This window comes from Thalassospira lucentensis (genome assembly GCF_011806425.1).
In the GTDB taxonomy this organism is placed as follows: domain Bacteria; phylum Pseudomonadota; class Alphaproteobacteria; order Rhodospirillales; family Thalassospiraceae; genus Thalassospira; species Thalassospira lucentensis_B.
This window is the reverse complement of the sequence record NZ_JAATOV010000002.1, coordinates 699,842-718,566: the sequence shown is the minus strand read 5'-3', so window position 1 is coordinate 718,566 and position 18,725 is coordinate 699,842. Positions and strand designations below refer to the sequence as shown.

The following is an 18,725-nucleotide window of genomic DNA, read 5'->3' as shown; positions in this document are numbered from 1 at the left end:
CGCGCCGTTTTGTTTGTCATGACGGTCCGGCGGCAAGATGACCACCCGGTTTACCAGATTAGGTCGAGGCCCTTAAGCCGACCCCAGCACTGGCGATTCCAGTAATTTTCCGGTCTCGACATCGCTAATCCCGCGGTCGGTTTGGTGTGGCCCGGCGTTGCAGGCAAGGGTGGCACCAAAAAGCGCCTTAAACACCAAATAGGGCGGCTGCCAATCAACAATGGCGTCGGTGGCTTCGCGGATGTGGGTGAATTGTTCGGCAACCTGTTCCATCGGTGCATCTGACACCAAACCACACAGCGGCAGGGGCAGGATCGCATCAAGTTTGCCGTTTGACGCCACTGCCATTCCACCACCGGCCTTAATCACCGCATTGGCGGCAATTGCCATGTCTTCGGGATTGCCGCCAAACAGGGTCAGGTTATGGCTGTCGTGCGAAACGGTGGTGCAAACCGCACCGCGCCATGTGCCCCAACCTTCAAGCAGGCCGACCCGTGGTTTGGAATCAACTTTGCCATGACGATGGGCAACCGCGATATAGGTTGTGCCTTTGGGCGGGACGACAAAGCCGTCTTTGACATCCGCCTCAACCGATCCCCATTGGGTAAAGCGCGGGCGATCAATGGTCGCAACCCGGACTTTGTCGGCATTGGTGATGTCGGCGGGAACTTTGATGCGAAAATCATCAACCGCCAAGGGCGCGATTTTCATCGTGTCAAAAAGCGGGGCCGGGTCAAGCACGACCGGGGGATGGTTCAGTTCGCCCGACGTTGCAACAACGTTGCCATTGGCAATCACAGTGCGGGCTTCAAAGTCGCTAAGGTCATTGAAAATAACGATATCAGCACGCCGACCGGTCGCCAAAAGGCCCAGATCATTGCGCCCCAACCGCATGGCGGCATTTAAGGTCGCCGCACGTAATGCCCATTCGGGTTTCATGCCATAGCGCACCAAACGGCGCACCACATCATCAAGCCCGCCTGCATGTTCCAGATCATCAGGGAAGACATCATCGGTGCACAGCGTCACCGTTTGCGGCAAAAAGCCAAGATCATTCAAGGTTTGCACAAAGCCCGGCAGCAAATGATCATGCGATCCCCGCATTTCAATGGTCAGCCCGGCGCGCAATTTAGCCATCAGGTCATCGTTGGACACCAATTCATGGTCCGATCCGATGCCCGCCGCGATAAAGGCGCTAAGATCGCGTCCCTCAAGACCGCGCGCATGGCCGCAGATCATTTTTTGTGACGTTAAACCGGCTTGGACGATGTTTGTCATGCGGGGATCGCGGTCAATGACGCCGCGCATATTCATGACTTCGGCGACGCCGTGAATGTCGGGCCATGACAATATTTCCGCCATCGCATCGCCGTCAAAATCAGCCCCGGATACTTCGTAACCGGGGGCGGCCGGCACACAAGACGGCGCAAGGGTCAGAACACGTAACGGTAAATCGCGCACCGCCTGGGTTGCCCAGCGTACCCCATCAAGCCCCAACACATTGCCAAATTCATGCGGGTCCCAAACCGTGGTGGTCACACCCCGCGGTACGACAGTTGCGGCATAGTTGGCCGGGGTGGTCATTGAGCTTTCGACATGCATGTGCGTATCGATCAAACCCGGTGTCACGAATGCACCGCGCGCATTGATCAGGGTGCGGGCGTCGCTACGGGTGGCCGGTTCATGCACACTTGCGATCATTTTGCCAATGATGCCGACATCGGCAAACCGGATTTCGCCGGTGACCATATCAACGATCTGACCGCCGACAATCAGGATATCAAACGGCGCATCGCCGCGTGCCGCGGCAACCGCGCGGCCGCGCAAGGCATCATCATCAAGATCAAGCGGTTCTGAATTTCTGTCTGTCATTTTGCGGCTTCTGCCTTTAGCGCGTCAAAGATTATGTTGCGTGCCCGATCGGCATCAACGCCCAGCCCAAATTGGCCATTGCGTTTGGCGGTGCCGGGCTCAACGCGTTCAATATGGGTTTGCCCGCGCGCGACACCGTTGCTGGTATCGACCGCAATATGGGCATCGGCAAATGTCACAACATCGCGATCAACCAGTGTTGCTGCCGCCAGCGGGTCAAAGATCGCCATGCCACTGCGTCCGCGCGATATGCCGATATTGATGTAACCCGCGGTCAAATCGGCCAGAAGTTCGGCGTTCTTGCCCCCGGCATTTCGGATGGCGTGAACATCACTGGGTACGGCCAAAACGCTGCGGCATAGATCAAGTTCAACCATCCGAATGGGAACGTTATGGGCGAGAAGTATCGCCAAGGCTTCCGGGTCGGCAAAGGCGTTATATTCCGCCAAGGCCGTATGATTGCCGCGCCCAGCAGCCCCCCCCATCCAAGTGACTTGATCGATTTTGCCTGCAAGATCAGGACGCGCGAGTACAAGGGCTGCCAAGTTGCCAAGCGGGCCCAACGCCAGGATGTGTTTGTCATCACCATCCGTGCTGGATGCGTCAAGCCACGTGCACAACGCATCAAATGCACTGTTTTCCGCGATGGGTGCACAATCGGGCAAATGTTTGCCGGAACTGAGCATCCCCTTGGGGCCAAGGATCCGTTCGGCGGTTTCAAGCCCGCCCATGACGGCATGTTCACGCCCGGTATAAATCGGGAAATCCCAGCCAAACGTCTTGGCGGCGCTGGCCGCATTGGCGCGCACGGTCGAAAGCGGGCTGTTGCCCGCAATCAACGACATGCCATCGATGGGTTTTTGGGCGTTTGTCAGAACCAGCACGGCGGCCAGATCGTCAAACCCCATATCCGTGTCGATCCACAAACCCATTACAGGCTCCCGGTGCGGGCAAGTTGGGCGGCCTTATGAACCGGAAGATCAAATTTAAGCACGGCACCAAAATCATGCGCCGGAAGCGACGCATCACATTCGGCCTTGATCTGACCAAGCGGGGTATCAAGCAGATATTCGCGTGTGCCCCCGGCAAAGGATGTGCCGCGCACGGTGCCTTCAAACGGGCCATCGCCAAGGGTGACCATGGATGGACGCCATGCAAGGCCCTTGGTCGCATCATCAATGTCGCCAGCAATCGCAACGTCGCCATTGGCGGTTTTGATGGTGTTGCCAACCCGCTCAAACACGTTTTCGAACCCAACAAAGTCGGCTACGAAATCAGATACCGGATGGTTATAGATATCTTCGGGGGTGCCGATCTGTTCGATATGCCCATCAAGCATCACAATGATGCGGTCGGCCATGGCAAGGGCTTCGACCTGATCATGGGTCACGAAAATCATCGTCACACCGCTTTCTTTTTGGACACGCTGTAATTCGGTGCGCATTTCAAGACGCAGACGCGCATCAAGGTTTGAAAGCGGTTCATCAAGCAGCAAGACCTTTGGTTCCATCACCATGGAACGCGCAAGCGACACACGCTGTTGCTGCCCACCGGAAAGTTCGGCGGGTTTGCGTGTGGCATATTGCGACAGCCCAACGGTTTTAAGGCCGTCGATCACGCGCTTGTCCAGCTCGCTTCCTTTGACGCCCATTAATTTCAGGCCAAAGGCAACGTTTTCATAAACGTTAAGATGCGGGAACAACGCATAGGATTGAAACACCAAGCCAACCGGGCGTTTGTTTGCCGGAACGCGGGTGATGTCCGTGCCATCGAGCACGATTTTCCCGGATGCGGGTTCCATCAAACCGGCAATGGCGCGCATGGTGGTGGTTTTGCCACAGCCCGACGGGCCCAAAAGCGCCACAAGTTCGCCCTTGCCGATATCAAGATCCATGTCGGGTACGGCAACGTTTTTGCCATACGACAGGGTCATTTTTTCAAGACACAGAAAACGGGAATCAGACATAGCGAGAAAATCCTAGGAAACGTTCGGCCAGAAAGACAATGCCCAGCGACATGAAAGCCAGCAGCGCCGAAAGGGCTGCGACCGACGGGTCATAGGTGATTTCCATGTAGGAAAGCATGTCGATCGGAAGGGTGCGCACACCCGGACCAGATAGAAACAGCGATACAGGCACCTGATTAAAACTGGTAACAAATCCCAGAATGAAGGCAGCCAGAATACCGCCGCGAATGTTGGGCATGACCACCCGGAAAAAGGCCCCCACGCGCGAACATCCCAAAAGCACGGCGGCTTCTTCGATGTCGGAACGAAGGTTGGTCAGGCTGGCCGATACCACGCGCACCGCATAAGGCAGGATAAGGGCGGTATGGGCCAAAAACAGCGCAAACAAGATGCCGAAATTAAACGGCACGACAAAGTATCGCAGCAATGCCAGGCCGACGATGATGCCCGGTACAATGATTGGCGAAGAAACGATTGTGCGGATGGTTTCGGCACCGGGCACTTTATAGCGCGACAGTGCGTAGCTTGCAGGGATGCCCAAAATCAGGGCGAAAATCGTCCCGCCAATGGCCAGAAACATCGACACGCCAAAACTTGCGCGGAAGCTTTCGACTTCAAAAACCTTGATCACCCAACGCAGCGACAATCCCTGTGGTGGGAAAGAAAGCGTTTCACCGGCCGACAATGACGCGGCAATGATGATGATGAACGGGCCGATCAAAAACGTTAACACCAGCAACAGGATGATCGGGGCATAGAGTTTGTTGCTCATCGCTTGTTCCTCGCAGTTGCCAGTCGTTTAAGCAAAAGGTTGGCCGCAAACGCCATAACAATCAGGATCAGCGCAATCACCGAGGCCGATACAAAATCATTGGCCATTGTCACGCGTTGATACAAAAGGGTTTCCAGCATCAGGACCTTTGACCCGCCAAGGATCGCCGGCGTGATATAGGCGGTCATGGAACCGGTGAAGACAAGCGTTCCCCCAATCACCAGACCTTCCTTGGTCAGCGGCAAGATGACCTTGGTAAATACCTGAAGCCAGTTCGCGCCCAGCACCCGGGCGGCGGGCACCGCATCGCGCGGCATGTTTTCAAGCGCACTGATCAGCGAAATGATCATCAACGGCAAGAACAGCTGCAACAGACCGATAAAGACGGCGGTTTCGGTAAACAGGAACCGGATCGGTTCGTCACTTAAGCCAACCGCAACCAGCGCCTGATTGACGATCCCGGTACGGCCCAGAATGACAATCCATGCATAGGTGCGTGCCACAGGTGAAATCATCAATGGCAAGACGATCAGACCGGTCACACGGCCTTTGCCCTTGGGCGGTAAATTCACAATGGCAAATGCCGCGGCATAGCCAATAACGGCCGATGCCGCCGTAACCATTGCGGCCAGTTTCAGGGTGCGCAGAAACACCGCCTGATTAAGCGATTGGGAAAAGAAGTCGATATAGGCTTGTATCGTCCAGCTATCAGCAGATCGGAATCCTTCGGACAGAAGGATCAGCACAGGCACCAGGAAAATGGCACCGGCAAAGATCGCGGCAGGCAGGACCAGCGCAAAGGCCTCGGCCCGGTTCTGAAACATCTCAGCAACCTTGTCGTCGATAAGTTAAGTAAAGGGTGGCGCGATGGGGCGTCGCAGTAACATCCGCCGGGGCCAACAAAACTGCCGACCCCGGCGTGTCATAAATCGGCTTATTGACCGACCTTGTTGTTCCACTGCGACAACCATTTTTCACGGTTATCAAGGGCAACTTCGGACGGGATCAGGTTAAGGTTTTCAACCGTTTCCGCACCATAGGTCAGGTTGTCTGCAACATCGTCAGACACGACAACTTCTTTGTTGGCCGGGCTATCAACAAGGTTCTGTGCCAGTTCGGTCTGAACTTCGGTCGACAACCAGAAATCCATGAACTCAAGTGCCAGATCGCGGTTTTTGCTGCCTTTGGTCAGAACCATCACGTTCATGCCACCAGACTGGCCTTCTTTTGGCGTCGCCCATTTGATCGGCATGTCCATTTTGGAAAAACCGGCCCATGCGAAACGGCCAATCGGTGCGGCCCAGATTTCTTCTTGCTGCATCAACTGAACCAGCTGCGAAGAACGGACATAGAAGGTGACGATATCGTCTTTTTTCTCGCCGACTTTGGTGATCGGGGTTTTCAGCGACGGATCTTCATCACCCAGTGCCTTGCCCAGCATATAGAGCATCAGCGGACCTTGCGTCGTGGTGACATTTGGCAGGGCAACACGGCCCGCCAAATCATCGGACAGCAAATCGGCCCAGCTATCGATGGTGACTTTGTCCGAACGATACGCGATCGAGCTTGCATAGAAGGTGTAGCCAACGCTCATGCCATCGCCATTGGGGTCTTTGGCAATGTCATAAAGCTTGTCAAAATTGCTCAGCTTGCTGGTGTCGACTTTGTCGGTCAGCCCGTTGCGTGCCGCAGAAAGCGCATCGCGCATGGAAATCACCGCCAGATCAATGACCGGGTTTTCCTTGTTGGCTTCGATTTTGGCCAGACGCTCGACCGAGTTGCCGGTTTCAACAACCAGCTCACAACCACATTTTTCTTCGAACGGCTCGTACAGATACTCTTTGAAGGCATCCTGTGCGAAACCATAAACGGAAATGGTCAGGGTCTTGTCGTCGGCTTTGGCGGCGCCAACGCTTAGCATCAGCGCGGCAGATGCCATCATCAGTTTTTTAATCGCCATTATAGAGTTTCTCCATTCGGGCTTGTGTATCGGGTGAAGCTGCCGGGCCGCTTGACGCGCGCACCATTAGCTTCATGGAAACCTTGGACGTGTCGGCTTTGACGGTTTGTTGGACCGTTGCACCGTTCTTGTGATCGATTTCGGGAGTGTCGATTTCGCCGGTGTTGGTCACCGTCGTTGTTCTTGGGCCTTCGATTTCTTTGGTCAGGGCCGCAATCGCGATTTGCGCGATGCGTGTCATATCCATATGCACCGTCGTCAGGGACGGGGTGACAACCGGGGCAAAGACCAGATCATCAAACCCGGTGACACTGACCTGTTCGGGGACTTTGATGCCGGCAGTTTGCAATTCGGTCAAAACGCGAAGCGCATGTAAATCCGACACTGCGGCAATTGCGGTCACGCCGGATGTAACGTGACCCAGCAGGCCAAGCGATGCGTCATCGCCTTGGCGGCGCAGCATCGGTTCGATCCAGATTGTTTCATGGCTAACATCATTGCCAAGGGCCGATTTCATGCCGCCAATACGGTCGTTTTGCACATTCGATGCCCGGTCATGACCGACAAACAGAAACTTACGATGGCCCAAATCCAACAGGTGCCGGGCCAATTGCGCCCCGCCTTCCCAATGGTCGGCTGAAACCGTATTGCCCGGTGTGGACGGGGTATCGACCATGGCAACCGGGCAGCTAACCGATCCGATGCGCGTGCCGCGACGTGGAATAACCACCAGCCCATCAACACCACGTTCAATCAGGCGCGCAATTGCCTGTGTCTGGGTGGTGACATCACCGCGTGAATCCGCAATCAAAACGCCATATCCGGCATCTGAGGCCGCCGATTCCATGGCTTGGGCTATTTGCGGGAAAAGCGGGTTGGAAATATCTGGCAGGACAAGGCCCAAAACATTGGATCGCCCGGTACGAAGGGCACGCCCCGCACTGCTGGGCACATAGCCAAGTTCGGCTGCTTTTGCGCGGATTTTTTCAACCAGTTCCGGGGAAACGCGGCCCTTACCTGATAGCGCATTGGACACGGTTGCCGACGACACACCAACAGCCTTGGCGATCTGGGTCATGTTCGGTCCGGTACGCGATGCAGCCAACGGGGCCTCCACCTGAAACGTGAAACAGTTTCAAATCAAATGACGTGATTAATCGTTTAATCAGTGTTCAAGTGATAATTGAACCCATCCCGGGAGTCGAGACAAAATTTCGCCAAAATTGGGGCGGGACTGGATGGAGGCAGGCGGGGTTGGCGGAGATTTTACCGCAAGAGTTTGGAAAACCGTTATAAATCTTCGCTGATATTCATCGCCAAAAAAAGCGCAGGTTGGCTGTGTCGAAAAGGTTCTTATTTAAAGTTTGGCATAACCGGATCGCCTCATCAGCGTGATCACCCGGATTAGCTTGATGGTGCAGTGCCGGTGGCGGGACCAAGTTGCGGCCCCTGAACTGTATCCTTTTCGGGAACGGTTGCAGCGCCCAGAACCTGACCGGGGATAAAGACGCGGAAAGTGGCACCTTGGCCGGGCGGGCTTTCGGCCCATATTTTGCCCTGACAATGCTCGACAACATGTTTGGCAATCGCCAATCCAAGCCCCGATCCGGATGGCTTTGGCTTATCGTCGGCATATTTCCCCCCGCGTGAGAATTTATCAAAAATGATCTCAAGCTCGTTGGGGGCGATACCATTGCCGTTATCGGTGATCGATACCAGATAACCGCCATCAATTGCCTCGCCGCGCACAGACACACTGGGATATTCCGGGTCTGAAAACTTGGCCGCATTCGACAGCAAATTGATAAAGACCTGCGTTAAGCGATCCCGGTCCACATGCAACATCACGGTTTGTTTGGCCAAATCGGTACTTAACGTCACGCCTTTACGATCCAGCAACCCTTTGACCGCCTCGACACTTTCATCAAGGACCGTGCGCGGATCAACATCAATGGCGCGCCAATCGGAATGGCCGGCTTCAAGGCGGGCCAGATCAAGATGGTCATCAATCAGGCGGGTTAAACGTTCGCTTTCGCGGACAATGATACTAAGGAAATGTTCGGCCCGTTCATGATCAAGGGTCGGGGTATCGACCAGAATTTCCGAAAACGACCGGATCGAGGTCAGCGGGGTTCTAAATTCATGGCTGACCATGGTCAGGAATTCATCCTTTAACCGGTCAAGTTCTTGCAGGCGTTCATTGGCAGCGCGCAGTTCGGCAGCAGCTTTTTCCAGCTCATTTGATTTTTGTTCAAGGCGCTGAGAATATTCAATGACGTGCGATGTTTCTTCGAGGATTTCCAGCACTTCTTCAAGGCTGACCATTTCACCCTTGGCGACCGAGGATACCATCACGCGTGCCGATGCTGCCCCAATCGACCCGGCCAAAAGCCGTTCGGTAAACGCAATCATATCGGCATTGGCTTCGCCCTTGCCGCGCCACGGCGTGTCCTTTTCCCAGCCAAATTCCCGGAACGAGTGAAAGGCCCGTTCGCGGCCCAAAAACCGTTCAACCAATTCATACAGATCATCGACCGATGCCGATGATCGCCAAATCACGGTATCCTGGCCTTTGCGCGAAAAGGCATCGACAAACAAGGTCGCCTGAATACGTTCCAGCGCGCTTGGCGATGTAAACAAGCTGATCAGGACATAGGCCGCGGTATTGAGCGACATTGACCAAATCAACGCATGGGTCAGCGGTTCAAAGTCCGACAGGCCAAACAAACTTTCAGGCCGCAGCCACGGATGCCCAAACGCGCCATTTAAGATCAAGTCAGGGTCCATCCAGCCACTATCGGCCAAGGACGGCAGTAGCAGCGTATAGCCCCAAAGCACGAAGCCGACCAAAAGCCCGACCTGTGCACCGGTTTTGGTCGCGCCCTTCCAATACAGCCCGCCAATCATGATCGGGATGAATTGGGCGGTGGCAGCAAAGGATATCAGCCCGATTTCGGCCAAGGCATCGCTGGCGCCCGCCGACCGGTAATAGGCAAACCCCATAAACACGACGGCCAAGATCGATGCCCGGCGGATGAAAATCAAAAGCCCGGTCAAATCATCGCGTTCGGTCAGACGAAGGGGGCGAATGCGCAGCAAGGCGGGGACAATCAGGTCATTACACACCATGGTCGAAAGCGCGATGGTGGCGACAATCACCATACTGGTGCTGGCCGAAAGCCCGCCGACATAGGCCAACAGGGCCAACATCGACTGGCCTTCAAATAGCGGCACGGAAATCACGAAAAAGTCCGGGTCCGACCATGCCGGAAGCGCACCGAGCCCGGCCAAGGCAATTGGCAAAACAAACAGGTTCATGCCCAGCAAATAAAGCGGAAAGGCCCAGCTTGCCGTCGGCAAATGGCGTTCATCGACATTTTCAACAATGATCACCTGAAACTGGCGCGGCAAACACAAAATAGCGGCCATGGACAGCATCATTAATGTCATCCAGCGCGCACTGCCATTTTCAGGTAATTGCAAAAGTTTGGCCGTGTCGGGGTTGTTGGTCGCCTGCGCAAATAAATGATCGATGCCATCATACATCACAAAGCAGACGAATATCCCGACCGCCAAAAGCGCAAACATTTTAACCAAGGATTCAAAGGCAATGGCGGCAACCATGCCTTCGTGATGTTCATCGGCATCAATGAAACGTGTGCCAAATAAAATGCCAAAAAGGGCCAAGCCAACCGCGGCCCAAAACCCACTATCGGCAAAGATGCTGATGGTTTCGCGCACCGGGGCGACCATACCGTTTTCCCAGCCGGTCAAAACCGTATAGCTGGTGGCAATTGCTTTAAGCTGAAGCGCAATATAGGGCGTTGTGCCAATCACCGCGATCAGGGTGACAAGCACGGAAAGCTGCGTGCTTTTGCCATAGCGCGATGAAATAAAGTCGGCAATTGATGTGATGCGATGCGCCTTGGAAATGCGCAGCATCTTACGCAGCAAGAACCACCAGCCCAGAAAAATCACCGTCGGGCCAAGATAAATCGTCAGATATTCCAACCCGTTGCGGGCGGCGGTGCCAACCGCGCCATAAAACGTCCAAGATGTGCAATAGACCGCAATCGACAGGGTATAGACCGTTGGATTGCGCACCCATGATCGTCCGTCACGCGCGCGTTTATCCCCCCACCAGGCGATGGCATACAGTAACCCGACATAGCCAAGCGATACCAAGATCACCAGTTCGGAGGACAGCATCGTGTTTACGGCCCCTCTGACTGTGCGACTTTACGCAGTGACCGGGTCAATATCGCGCACAGCGCAATCAAAACCGCCCATCCGGCAAAGAAATAAACAAACAGGATCGGCAGGCCAAAGATTTGCCCATCAAGGGAAAACACCCCGACCAAGGGCGGAATCCACATGAAAAACGCCGCCAGCACCAAAACAAAGGCCCGTTCTGTTAATCTGCGTGGGGGTGCCATGGGGGATCTCCTGCGTGTCTGGCTCTAGCATTCCGTTCGTTCAAGCAGGGCCTTTACCCGCGAAACAACGTCGCGGGTGGAAAAGGGCTTGGTCACGAAATCATCAACGCCAAGTTCCAATCCCTTGCGTCGGTCGACTTCGCGGGTTTTCGCGGTCAGCATCATGATCGGGATCGATTTTGTGCGTGGATCGGCACGCACCGCACGCACCACTTCGAACCCGTCACAGCCGGGCATCATCACATCAAGTAAAACCATGTCGGGGGTGTCGCGCGCGATCATGTTAATCGCGGTTTGGCCATCTGTGGCCACGCTCACGTCATAGCCTTCCTTGTCCATCAGAAAGCTAAGGGATTCGACAATGGTTTCCTCGTCTTCGGCAATCAGGACCTTGGGTCGCTGGTTCAAAGGACGTTCTCCCCGATTATTCGGATTTTATAAAACAATCCTAACCGGTAATTGATCGAAATATAATGCTACTTTGGGGTGGTATACTTCATCCATCTAGTTGGGCTTCGGCCGTTGCCGTATTTAGGCCGCGCCAGCGGTAATCCACCGGGCCAGCCCCCCCCCGGCGGGCAAAGCATGTGCGCGGTCGATCTTGTTGGCGCATCTTTAAAGATAAAGCCCAGATCGCCGCACACATGCTTGGTGGTCATTTCATGCCTTTAACTGGGATTATACGCCCAATTTTTTGGCGGCTCTTTGAATGGCCTGCGATGCTTTTTCGATCTTGGGGCCGCGAATGGTCAGGATGTCCTTGACGTTTTCGGGTGTCGCCGTTTCAGGTGTGCCGCCTTTGAAAGGTGGCTCTGGCGCGTATTCAAGGGTGAGCATCATTTTCTTGACCCACTCATCCCCCTTGATGCGTGCCGCGATGGTTAGCCCAAAATCCAAACCCGCTGTTGCACCGGCGCCGGTAATGATGTTGCCGTCTTCGACAACGCGCTGGCTTGTGGGGATAGCCCCAAAATACGATAGAAGGTCGCGTGTGTACCAATGCGATGTTGCGCGCTTGCCGTTCAGGAAACCGGCTGCGCCCAATACCATCGAACCGGTGCAAACAGATGTTACATATTTGGCCGATTTTGCCTGTTCGCGCAGGAAATCAAGCGTTTCATCATCTTCGACCAATGCCGTCGATCCGGTAAGTCCACCCGGTACAAACAAAACATCTGCATCGCCCGGACAGTTGGCAAAGGTATGGGTTGCACTCACCGGGACGCCCACATCCGTCGGCACGGGGTTTGTGTCCTTCCAAACAAGGCGGACGTCGCCCATGGTCAATTTGAATGCCGTCATTGGCGCGACAAGGTCCAGCAAGATCATGTTTGGGTGAACCAGCATGTTATAGGTCGGTCGCTTAGTGGGCGTCGCATCTGAGTGTTTGTGTTCCAAGGCTTTTGACGGGTCAGATGCTGATGCCGTGCCTGATGCGCTGGCATTCTGCGCAAGAAGGGCACCGCTCATGGCGGAAAGAAGGCCTATATTGAAATCTCTGCGTTTCATGATGTTTTCTTCCTAAGGGTCAAGGATGATTGGTTTTCTGTGAATGTGGTCTAGAAATTCATTGAAGCTGTCAGCAGGAAGGTGCGCGGTGCGCCGCGGCTCAGGCCCGAAATTCGCCCGGTCGATGCGCTGGACCAATAATTAAGGCCAAGGACATTTTCGATGTTTGCGCGAAGCACGACGGGCTGCCTGTCACCCCGGTTGACGGTGTAGCTTGCGCCAAGGTCAAGGCGCGTCCAGTCATCAAGCTTTTGGGTGTTGGCGGCATCGGCAAATTGCGAACCGGTGTGAATGACCCGCCCGGATAGAGAAAGGTCTTGGACAAAAGGTGTCTGCCAGTCAGCACCGACAACCGCGCGCCATTTTGGGATGCCGACAGGGTCGTTGCCATCATTTGTGCCGCCCGATGTGTTTTTGAGTTCGGCATCCATGATGCTCAGGCTGCCAAGGACACGCAGGCTGTCAAAGACACGACCATGAAGGTTGATTTCGGCGCCGCGATTGCGCTGTTCGCCATCAACAGCATAGATGTTTGTTACGGGATCGGTGATGCCGGTTGGTTGGGTGATTTCAAACAGACTGATCGACCCGCCCCAGTTTTCACGTTCCAGTTTCAGGCCCGTCTCGACTTGGGTGCTGATGGATGGGGCAAACGTTTCCCCGGCGTTGGCCGTGCCGCGCGATGCGGTCGGACCTTGTTGCAGGGCTTCGACCCGATTGGCATAAATCGACAGGTCGGACGTGGCTTTCCAGACGATGCCAAGTGCTGGGGATAACTCGGTTTTATTGTATGACGTTGTTTTGTTGCCGGTCGTGCTTGCGTAATTGCGTGACTTCATGCGTTGGCCACGTGCCCCGACTGTGACAAGCAGTCGGTCATCAAACATTCCCAACGTATCGGCAGCATTCAGGCTGGAAAAACGATGCCGCGCTGTAACCGGAAGATCCGCGACCGTAAGGGGCGCACTGGCCGATGCCGCAGAAATAGACGACGGTGCGTAAAGGTTGGAGTTTCCGGTGACCCCCAAGCTTTTAAAGCCCGAGCGCAAATCCATTGCCCAAATAGAACCGGCAACGACAAGATTGTGGCTGATCGGGCCGGTTTCAAACTGTGTCCGAACCCCTGTCTCGGCATAACGATGTCGCCCGCCTGACGGAAAAGAGTTTGCCGCGACTGTGAAGTTTCCCGATCCGTCGAGATTGGTGGGAAACGCAATGATGCCGTCGGTTTTTGTCTCGGCGTAGCCAAGCTTTGCGTAGCTGGTGATATGATCTGTGATGTCAAATTCACCCGTCAGGGTCACCGAGGTATCCTTGCTTTCGAAGTTTGCCCAGTCTTGCGACAGGTTGGTGGTTCCGTCCGGGGCGTCAGGAACGGCCGCGCCATTTGCCAATCCAAAAACCCAGTCTTGAGAGTCATATTCGGCACGCTGATAGCTTATGTCGCTGGCAAGACGCACACGTTCGCCGTCGTAATCAAGACCAAGTGCGAAGGAGCCAAGCTCCTCTTCCTGATCATCGACCGGCAATTCACCCTTACGGAAAGTGAGGTTGGTGCGAACGCCAAATTGCTCCTCCGCGCCAAAGCGTTGGCCCAGATCAAGGTGAATGGAGGGTTGCGCGGTTGATGTATAGCCAAGGCTAAGGCTTCTGGTGGGGGTATGTTCTGCGCGCTTTGGGACCGCATTAACGGTGCCGCCAATTGCGCCATTCAACGCCATGCCATTTAAAAAGGTGCTTGGCCCCTTAAGAAGTTCGATCCGTTCAAAGTTTTGCGGAACCGTGCGTTGCTTTGGCGCCATGCCGGGCATGCCATTGAAGTACATATCGTAGTTGGAATAGGCAAAGCCGCGGATCGTAAAAACATCCCGATAGCTGTTGCGCGGGAAAACCGTGTTGACCGAGGCATCATTGATCAAAACGTCACTGACGCTGCGCGCTTGCTGTTCTTCGCTGAGGCGCGCGGTAAAGCTTTTAAGGCTAAACGGGGCATCGTTGGCGGAAACGTTTCCCAGAAACCCTAATCCGCCGCCATTGGCAAGCTGCCCGCCAGCGTGTTCGCCTGTCAGTATTGTCGCGCTATTGGGATCCGACGATGCATCCGATTGGATAAGAACCGGCGGCGTGATCGTGGTTTCTTGCGGTGGTATTGTTTCCTGGGATGCAGCAGATGACGCCCCGGCGCAAATGATCAAAACGGAAAGTGCCAATTTGGATCGCACTTGGCGGTGGGGCGTTTGTTTTTGGCTATGTGGCATTGGATTTCTCATCAGACGACAACCCCGTCTACCCGTTACGGGTATTACAGAAAGGACGCGCGGGTAGGGCGGGTTGTTTCGGGGCAGCAAAACGCATGCAGTTCCCATGCACAGAACACGTACAAAGGATGCATTGATCGTTTTTGCGCGAAGGAGCCGGGCAGGTTGCGCCAGCTTTTACCTATGCCTGATGAGGAGGTCCGCGTGCGGCCGGTGCAAGAACAGCCAGTCGAAGATAGACCTGTTCAAATTTGCTGGTCAGGTCGGCCGGGGTTTCAACACGGGAAAGTTCCGCCAAAATGGCGAAAGACTGGGCAACCAATAAGCTGTTATGCGGCGCCCAATCACACATCTTTGTGTGTTTTTCGGATGATTTATGATCGTGATTATTTTGGCTGTCTTGCGTGTAGCTGCCATCTTCATTGACCTGAATCGCCAATGGGCCACTGCCAGTACAAATCACGATACGCATCTGCCCTTGATCCACGGGAACGGTCATGGTCCCGGATGGAATAAGAGACAGCAACAGGAAGGGCATAAGCAGGATGAATTGGAAAACGCGCAGGATGGGCACCGTTTGCGCCGCAGATTTGACGCGCGCAGGCACTGTCGTCTGCTGTGCGCGCATATCTTGACGCAAATTCCCCATAAGGCGTTTTTTCCCTGCTACTTTAACGCGATACTATGGGCGACCCTTCATATAAGCAAGCCTGCATCCGTCATTTCAATATTCTTTGCGCCAACAGATTGCGGTGCTGAATTGGGTTTGTTGCCGATCAAGTCAGGGTCGCATCGGCCATTTCATAGGCGCGCTGGGCGCAATTGTCGCGTGGACATTGCCGACACGATACGCCGACCGGAATGGCGGACTCAGACCGCCCCAAAGGCAACCCATCGGCATAAACCACATCATTGGCAAAGGCCGTATCACAGCCGATCATCACCGAATACACCGATTGCGGCACGCCATAGCCACCCGCACCTGTGCGCAATGCGCGCGCGACAAACAAATATTCGCTGGCATCGGGCAGGCGGACATATTGCGGGATCACCCGTTCAGGCGTCAGATAGGCTTCGTGCACTGCCCAACGGGGGCACGCCCCGCCATAACGCGGCAGCTGAAGCCCTGATGCGGAAAACCGTTTGGAAATATTGCCAGCAATATCGGTCCGGATCAGGTGGAACGGAATGCCTTCTGAACCGGTGCGGCGCAAGGTTGTCAGGCGGTGGCACACCTGTTCCCAACTGGCGGCATAGCGTTGTTGCAGCAATTCAATATCATGGCGGAATGTGCGTGCATCGGTCAAAAACTGTTCATACGGGAATAAAAGGGCGGCGGCACTGTAGGATACCAATGCCTCTGTCGCGCGCAGGCGGGCGGCGTCACTGCTGATCGATGCATTGTCCAAAACGCTGTTGATTGCGTCCATCGCCTCTATCCGGCAAATGGTGCGCGCGGCCTGAAAACGGGCAGATGTAATCGGAAGGGCACGTGACACCCGCAAGATTTTTGTGTCTGGCACCCATGCAAAGCCGCCAGTTGGGAAATCTTCGGGGGGCAGGCGTTCAACACTGATCGCGTGGCGGCTTTCAAGATAGTTGATCAAATCGGTCAAAAACAATCCGCCGTCCGGGTCAATGGCCGGGCGCATGGTGGCTGCTTGATCCTCAAGTGCGGGGAAGTAGTTGGCATTGTCATAAAGCAAATCATCAACTTCCTCGGCCGGGCTGGTGGCCGGGCGCCCGGCATCCCCGCGTTCAAGGAAGCTGAAAATTTCGGTCGCGGATTCTGCCAGTCGTTGGGATTCCCGTACCAAAGTCGCATTAAATCGCGCACGCTGTTCATTGGGCAGATCGTCGTAATCGTTGAAAATCTCGGCCACGGTTCGGATCGATGTGATCCGCGTCAGGATCGAATGGCTGGCTTCGGTCAAAAACGGATCGTGGCTTAGCCGTTCAGACAGTGCGTCAACATTATCAAGCCCGCTGCGATAGGCCCGGTACAGTGACAAAAACGCCGAAATCATCCCCGGTGCCGCGGCAATCATCGCGGCGAACTCGCGGCTTTCAATTGGTGTGGTTCGAAAAACCGGGTCGGATGCGGCTTCGCTCAGGTCCGATAAAAGGCGGCTTTCTTCGGACCCGGACAAAGTATGGGGTTGAATATCAAGCGCTTCGGCGATGCGCATCAAAAGCCCGCCGCCGATCGAGCGCCGATTATGTTCAATCAGGTTCAGGTAAGACGGCGAAATCCCGGCGGTTTTCGCCAAGGCATTTTGGGTCATTCCGATGTCTTTGCGGCGACCGCGAATGCGATGTCCGATTGGGGCCTGACGGTTCATACTAAAGTCTCATTTTTGACAAAATTTACAAATTTTCACACCGACTATCCATATATTTACAAAAAAACTGTTCTATATCAACTAGGTGTTGATTCATTTTCAACGTGACCCCATTGTTTTGTCAGGTCGTGAAAAAAACCAACCAGAAAACAGGCCTCAGATTTTTCTGAAACAAATCCCAAGACATTGGGGAGGAAAACCATGTCGGATACCAAGAAAATCCTGAATGTATCGCGTCGTACGGTCCTTAAAGGTTCTGCGGCAACCACGGGTGCGGCCATTATTGGCGGGACCTTCCCGATGCATTTCATCAAAGACGCACATGCCCAGACGTTCCGGGGTGATCCGGGCAATTCCAGCAGTGTAAAGCTTGGCTTTAACGTTCCGCAGTCGGGCCCTTATGCCGATGAAGGTGCGGATGAACTTCGTGCCTATCAACTTGCTGTTAAGCATCTGAACGGCGAGGGCGACGGTGGTATGATGAATACCATTAAGCCGCTGAACCTTAAGGGCAACGGCATTCTGGGCAAAAAGGTCGAGTTCGTAACGGGTGATACCCAGACCAAATCCGATGCGGCACGTGCATCGGCAAAACGTATGATCGAAAAAGACAATGTCGCGATGATTACCGGTGGCTCATCATCGGGCGTTGCGGTCGCGGTTCAGGGTCTTTGCCAGGAAATGGGCGTGATCTTTATGGCCGGTCTGACCCACTCGAACGATACCACGGGTAAAGACAAAAAACGGTATGGCTTCCGCCATTTCTTTAACGCCTACATGTCTGGTCAGGCGATTGCACCGGTTCTTCTTGATGAATATGGCGCAGAACGCCGTGCCTATCACCTGACAGCCGATTACACCTGGGGCTGGACGCAGGAAGAATCGATCAAAGCCGCAACCGAAAACATCGGTTGGGAAACGGTCAACACCGTCCGTACCCCGGTTGGTGCGGGTGACTTCTCGCAATATATCACCCCGGTTCTGAACTCTGGCGCGGATGTCCTGATCCTCAACCACTATGGCAAGGACATGGTCAACTCGTTGACCCAGGCCGTTCAGTTTGGTCTGCGCGATAAGCAGGTCAACGGCAAAAACTTCGAAATCGTTGTGCCGCTCTATTCACGTCTGATGGCACAGGGTGCTGGCGATGCCGCAAAAGGCATTCTGGGGACCACCAACTGGCACTGGTCGCTGCAGGACGAAGGTTCACAGGCCTTCGTGAAATCCTTCGGTCAGGAATACGGCTTCCCGCCGTCTCAGGCTGCGCACACATGCTATGTCCAGACGTTGCTGTATGCCAACGCCTGCGAAATGGCCGGTACGTTCGCACCTTGGGAAGTCATCAAGCAGCTTGAAGGTTTCGAGTTCGATGGCGCGGGCAATGGTCCGACCCTTTACCGTGCGGCCGATCACCAGTGCTTCAAAGATGTTCTGGTTGTGCGCGGTAAACAAAACCCGCAGTCCAACTTTGACCTTCTTGAAGTCGTCAAGGAAGTGCCGCGGTCACAGGTTGAGTATCCGGCCGACATGTTCGGCGGGGAACTTGGACCGTACAAGGTCTGATCCGTCCACATCATGCAAACCGGGCCGACCATTTTCGAATGGTCGGC

Annotated in this window: 15 protein-coding genes; 1 reads left to right on the top strand and 14 read right to left on the bottom strand. The window is 54.7% G+C overall.

What is annotated here, in order from left to right:
* Nucleotides 1-72: 72 nt before the first annotated feature.
* From HCZ99_RS08815 to HCZ99_RS08750, 14 genes are all read right to left on the bottom strand, one after another.
* On the bottom strand, nt 73-1,872 hold the full coding sequence (locus HCZ99_RS08815; protein ID WP_167446553.1) for an adenine deaminase: 1,800 nt from the start codon (nt 1,870-1,872) through the stop codon (nt 73-75).
* A complete protein-coding gene (locus HCZ99_RS08810) occupies nt 1,869-2,804 on the bottom strand; it encodes a nucleoside hydrolase (RefSeq protein WP_167446552.1) in 936 nt (311 codons plus the stop codon). The genes HCZ99_RS08815 and HCZ99_RS08810 overlap by 4 nt, the downstream gene beginning before the upstream one ends.
* Nucleotides 2,804-3,838, bottom strand: coding sequence for an ABC transporter ATP-binding protein (locus HCZ99_RS08805; protein ID WP_167446551.1), 1,035 nt, complete (start codon nt 3,836-3,838; stop codon nt 2,804-2,806). The genes HCZ99_RS08810 and HCZ99_RS08805 overlap by 1 nt, the downstream gene beginning before the upstream one ends.
* Nucleotides 3,831-4,610: an ABC transporter permease gene (locus HCZ99_RS08800; protein ID WP_167446550.1), complete on the bottom strand. Its 780-nt coding sequence runs from the start codon at nt 4,608-4,610 to the stop codon at nt 3,831-3,833. Before HCZ99_RS08800 ends, HCZ99_RS08805 begins: the two co-directional genes overlap by 8 nt.
* Nucleotides 4,607-5,434: an ABC transporter permease gene (locus tag HCZ99_RS08795; RefSeq protein ID WP_167446549.1), complete on the bottom strand. Its 828-nt coding sequence runs from the start codon at nt 5,432-5,434 to the stop codon at nt 4,607-4,609. Before HCZ99_RS08795 ends, HCZ99_RS08800 begins: the two co-directional genes overlap by 4 nt.
* A gap of 110 nt (nt 5,435-5,544) precedes the next feature.
* The gene (locus HCZ99_RS08790) at nt 5,545-6,570 is read right to left on the bottom strand and encodes an ABC transporter substrate-binding protein (protein ID WP_175581442.1); all 1,026 of its coding nucleotides are present in this window, start codon (nt 6,568-6,570) and stop codon (nt 5,545-5,547) included.
* On the bottom strand, nt 6,560-7,675 hold the full coding sequence (locus HCZ99_RS08785) for a LacI family DNA-binding transcriptional regulator (protein ID WP_217701478.1): 1,116 nt from the start codon (nt 7,673-7,675) through the stop codon (nt 6,560-6,562). The genes HCZ99_RS08790 and HCZ99_RS08785 overlap by 11 nt, the downstream gene beginning before the upstream one ends.
* A gap of 299 nt (nt 7,676-7,974) precedes the next feature.
* Nucleotides 7,975-10,779, bottom strand: coding sequence for a sensor histidine kinase (locus tag HCZ99_RS08780; RefSeq protein WP_167446548.1), 2,805 nt, complete (start codon nt 10,777-10,779; stop codon nt 7,975-7,977).
* A gap of 5 nt (nt 10,780-10,784) precedes the next feature.
* Nucleotides 10,785-11,006, bottom strand: a complete 222-nt coding sequence (locus HCZ99_RS08775; RefSeq protein WP_167446547.1) for a hypothetical protein — start codon at nt 11,004-11,006, stop codon at nt 10,785-10,787.
* Between the two features lie 24 nt (nt 11,007-11,030).
* Nucleotides 11,031-11,414, bottom strand: a complete 384-nt coding sequence (locus HCZ99_RS08770) for a response regulator transcription factor (protein ID WP_167446546.1) — start codon at nt 11,412-11,414, stop codon at nt 11,031-11,033.
* Between the two features lie 270 nt (nt 11,415-11,684).
* Nucleotides 11,685-12,515: a DJ-1/PfpI family protein gene (locus HCZ99_RS08765; RefSeq protein ID WP_167446545.1), complete on the bottom strand. Its 831-nt coding sequence runs from the start codon at nt 12,513-12,515 to the stop codon at nt 11,685-11,687.
* A 50-nt stretch (nt 12,516-12,565) separates the two neighbouring features.
* A complete protein-coding gene (locus HCZ99_RS08760; RefSeq protein ID WP_167446544.1) occupies nt 12,566-14,773 on the bottom strand; it encodes a TonB-dependent receptor in 2,208 nt (735 codons plus the stop codon).
* A 181-nt stretch (nt 14,774-14,954) separates the two neighbouring features.
* A complete protein-coding gene (locus HCZ99_RS08755; RefSeq protein ID WP_167446543.1) occupies nt 14,955-15,422 on the bottom strand; it encodes a DUF2946 family protein in 468 nt (155 codons plus the stop codon).
* A gap of 127 nt (nt 15,423-15,549) precedes the next feature.
* A complete protein-coding gene (locus HCZ99_RS08750) occupies nt 15,550-17,115 on the bottom strand; it encodes a helix-turn-helix domain-containing protein (RefSeq protein WP_167446542.1) in 1,566 nt (521 codons plus the stop codon).
* Nucleotides 17,116-17,316: 201 nt separating this feature from the next.
* Between HCZ99_RS08750 and HCZ99_RS08745 the strand changes: the two genes are divergently transcribed.
* Entirely contained in the window at nt 17,317-18,678 is a 1,362-nt protein-coding gene (locus tag HCZ99_RS08745; protein WP_167446541.1) for an ABC transporter substrate-binding protein, read from the top strand.
* The last annotated feature ends 47 nt before the right edge of the window (nt 18,679-18,725 follow it).

Bases quoted from the DNA above. Each gene is read 5' to 3' on its own strand.
- HCZ99_RS08815 (WP_167446553.1), bottom strand. From the start codon at position 1,872: ATGACAGACAGAAATTCAGAACCGCTTGATCTTGATGATGATGCCTTG.
- HCZ99_RS08810 (WP_167446552.1), bottom strand. From the start codon at position 2,804: ATGGGTTTGTGGATCGACACGGATATGGGGTTTGACGATCTGGCCGCC.
- HCZ99_RS08805 (WP_167446551.1), bottom strand. From the start codon at position 3,838: ATGTCTGATTCCCGTTTTCTGTGTCTTGAAAAAATGACCCTGTCGTAT.
- HCZ99_RS08800 (WP_167446550.1), bottom strand. From the start codon at position 4,610: ATGAGCAACAAACTCTATGCCCCGATCATCCTGTTGCTGGTGTTAACG.
- HCZ99_RS08795 (WP_167446549.1), bottom strand. From the start codon at position 5,434: ATGTTTCAGAACCGGGCCGAGGCCTTTGCGCTGGTCCTGCCTGCCGCG.
- HCZ99_RS08790 (WP_175581442.1), bottom strand. From the start codon at position 6,570: ATGGCGATTAAAAAACTGATGATGGCATCTGCCGCGCTGATGCTAAGC.
- HCZ99_RS08780 (WP_167446548.1), bottom strand. From the start codon at position 10,779: ATGCTGTCCTCCGAACTGGTGATCTTGGTATCGCTTGGCTATGTCGGG.
- HCZ99_RS08775 (WP_167446547.1), bottom strand. From the start codon at position 11,006: ATGGCACCCCCACGCAGATTAACAGAACGGGCCTTTGTTTTGGTGCTG.
- HCZ99_RS08765 (WP_167446545.1), bottom strand. From the start codon at position 12,515: ATGAAACGCAGAGATTTCAATATAGGCCTTCTTTCCGCCATGAGCGGT.
- HCZ99_RS08760 (WP_167446544.1), bottom strand. From the start codon at position 14,773: ATGCCACATAGCCAAAAACAAACGCCCCACCGCCAAGTGCGATCCAAA.
- HCZ99_RS08755 (WP_167446543.1), bottom strand. From the start codon at position 15,422: ATGGGGAATTTGCGTCAAGATATGCGCGCACAGCAGACGACAGTGCCT.
- HCZ99_RS08750 (WP_167446542.1), bottom strand. From the start codon at position 17,115: ATGAACCGTCAGGCCCCAATCGGACATCGCATTCGCGGTCGCCGCAAA.
- HCZ99_RS08745 (WP_167446541.1), top strand. From the start codon at position 17,317: ATGTCGGATACCAAGAAAATCCTGAATGTATCGCGTCGTACGGTCCTT.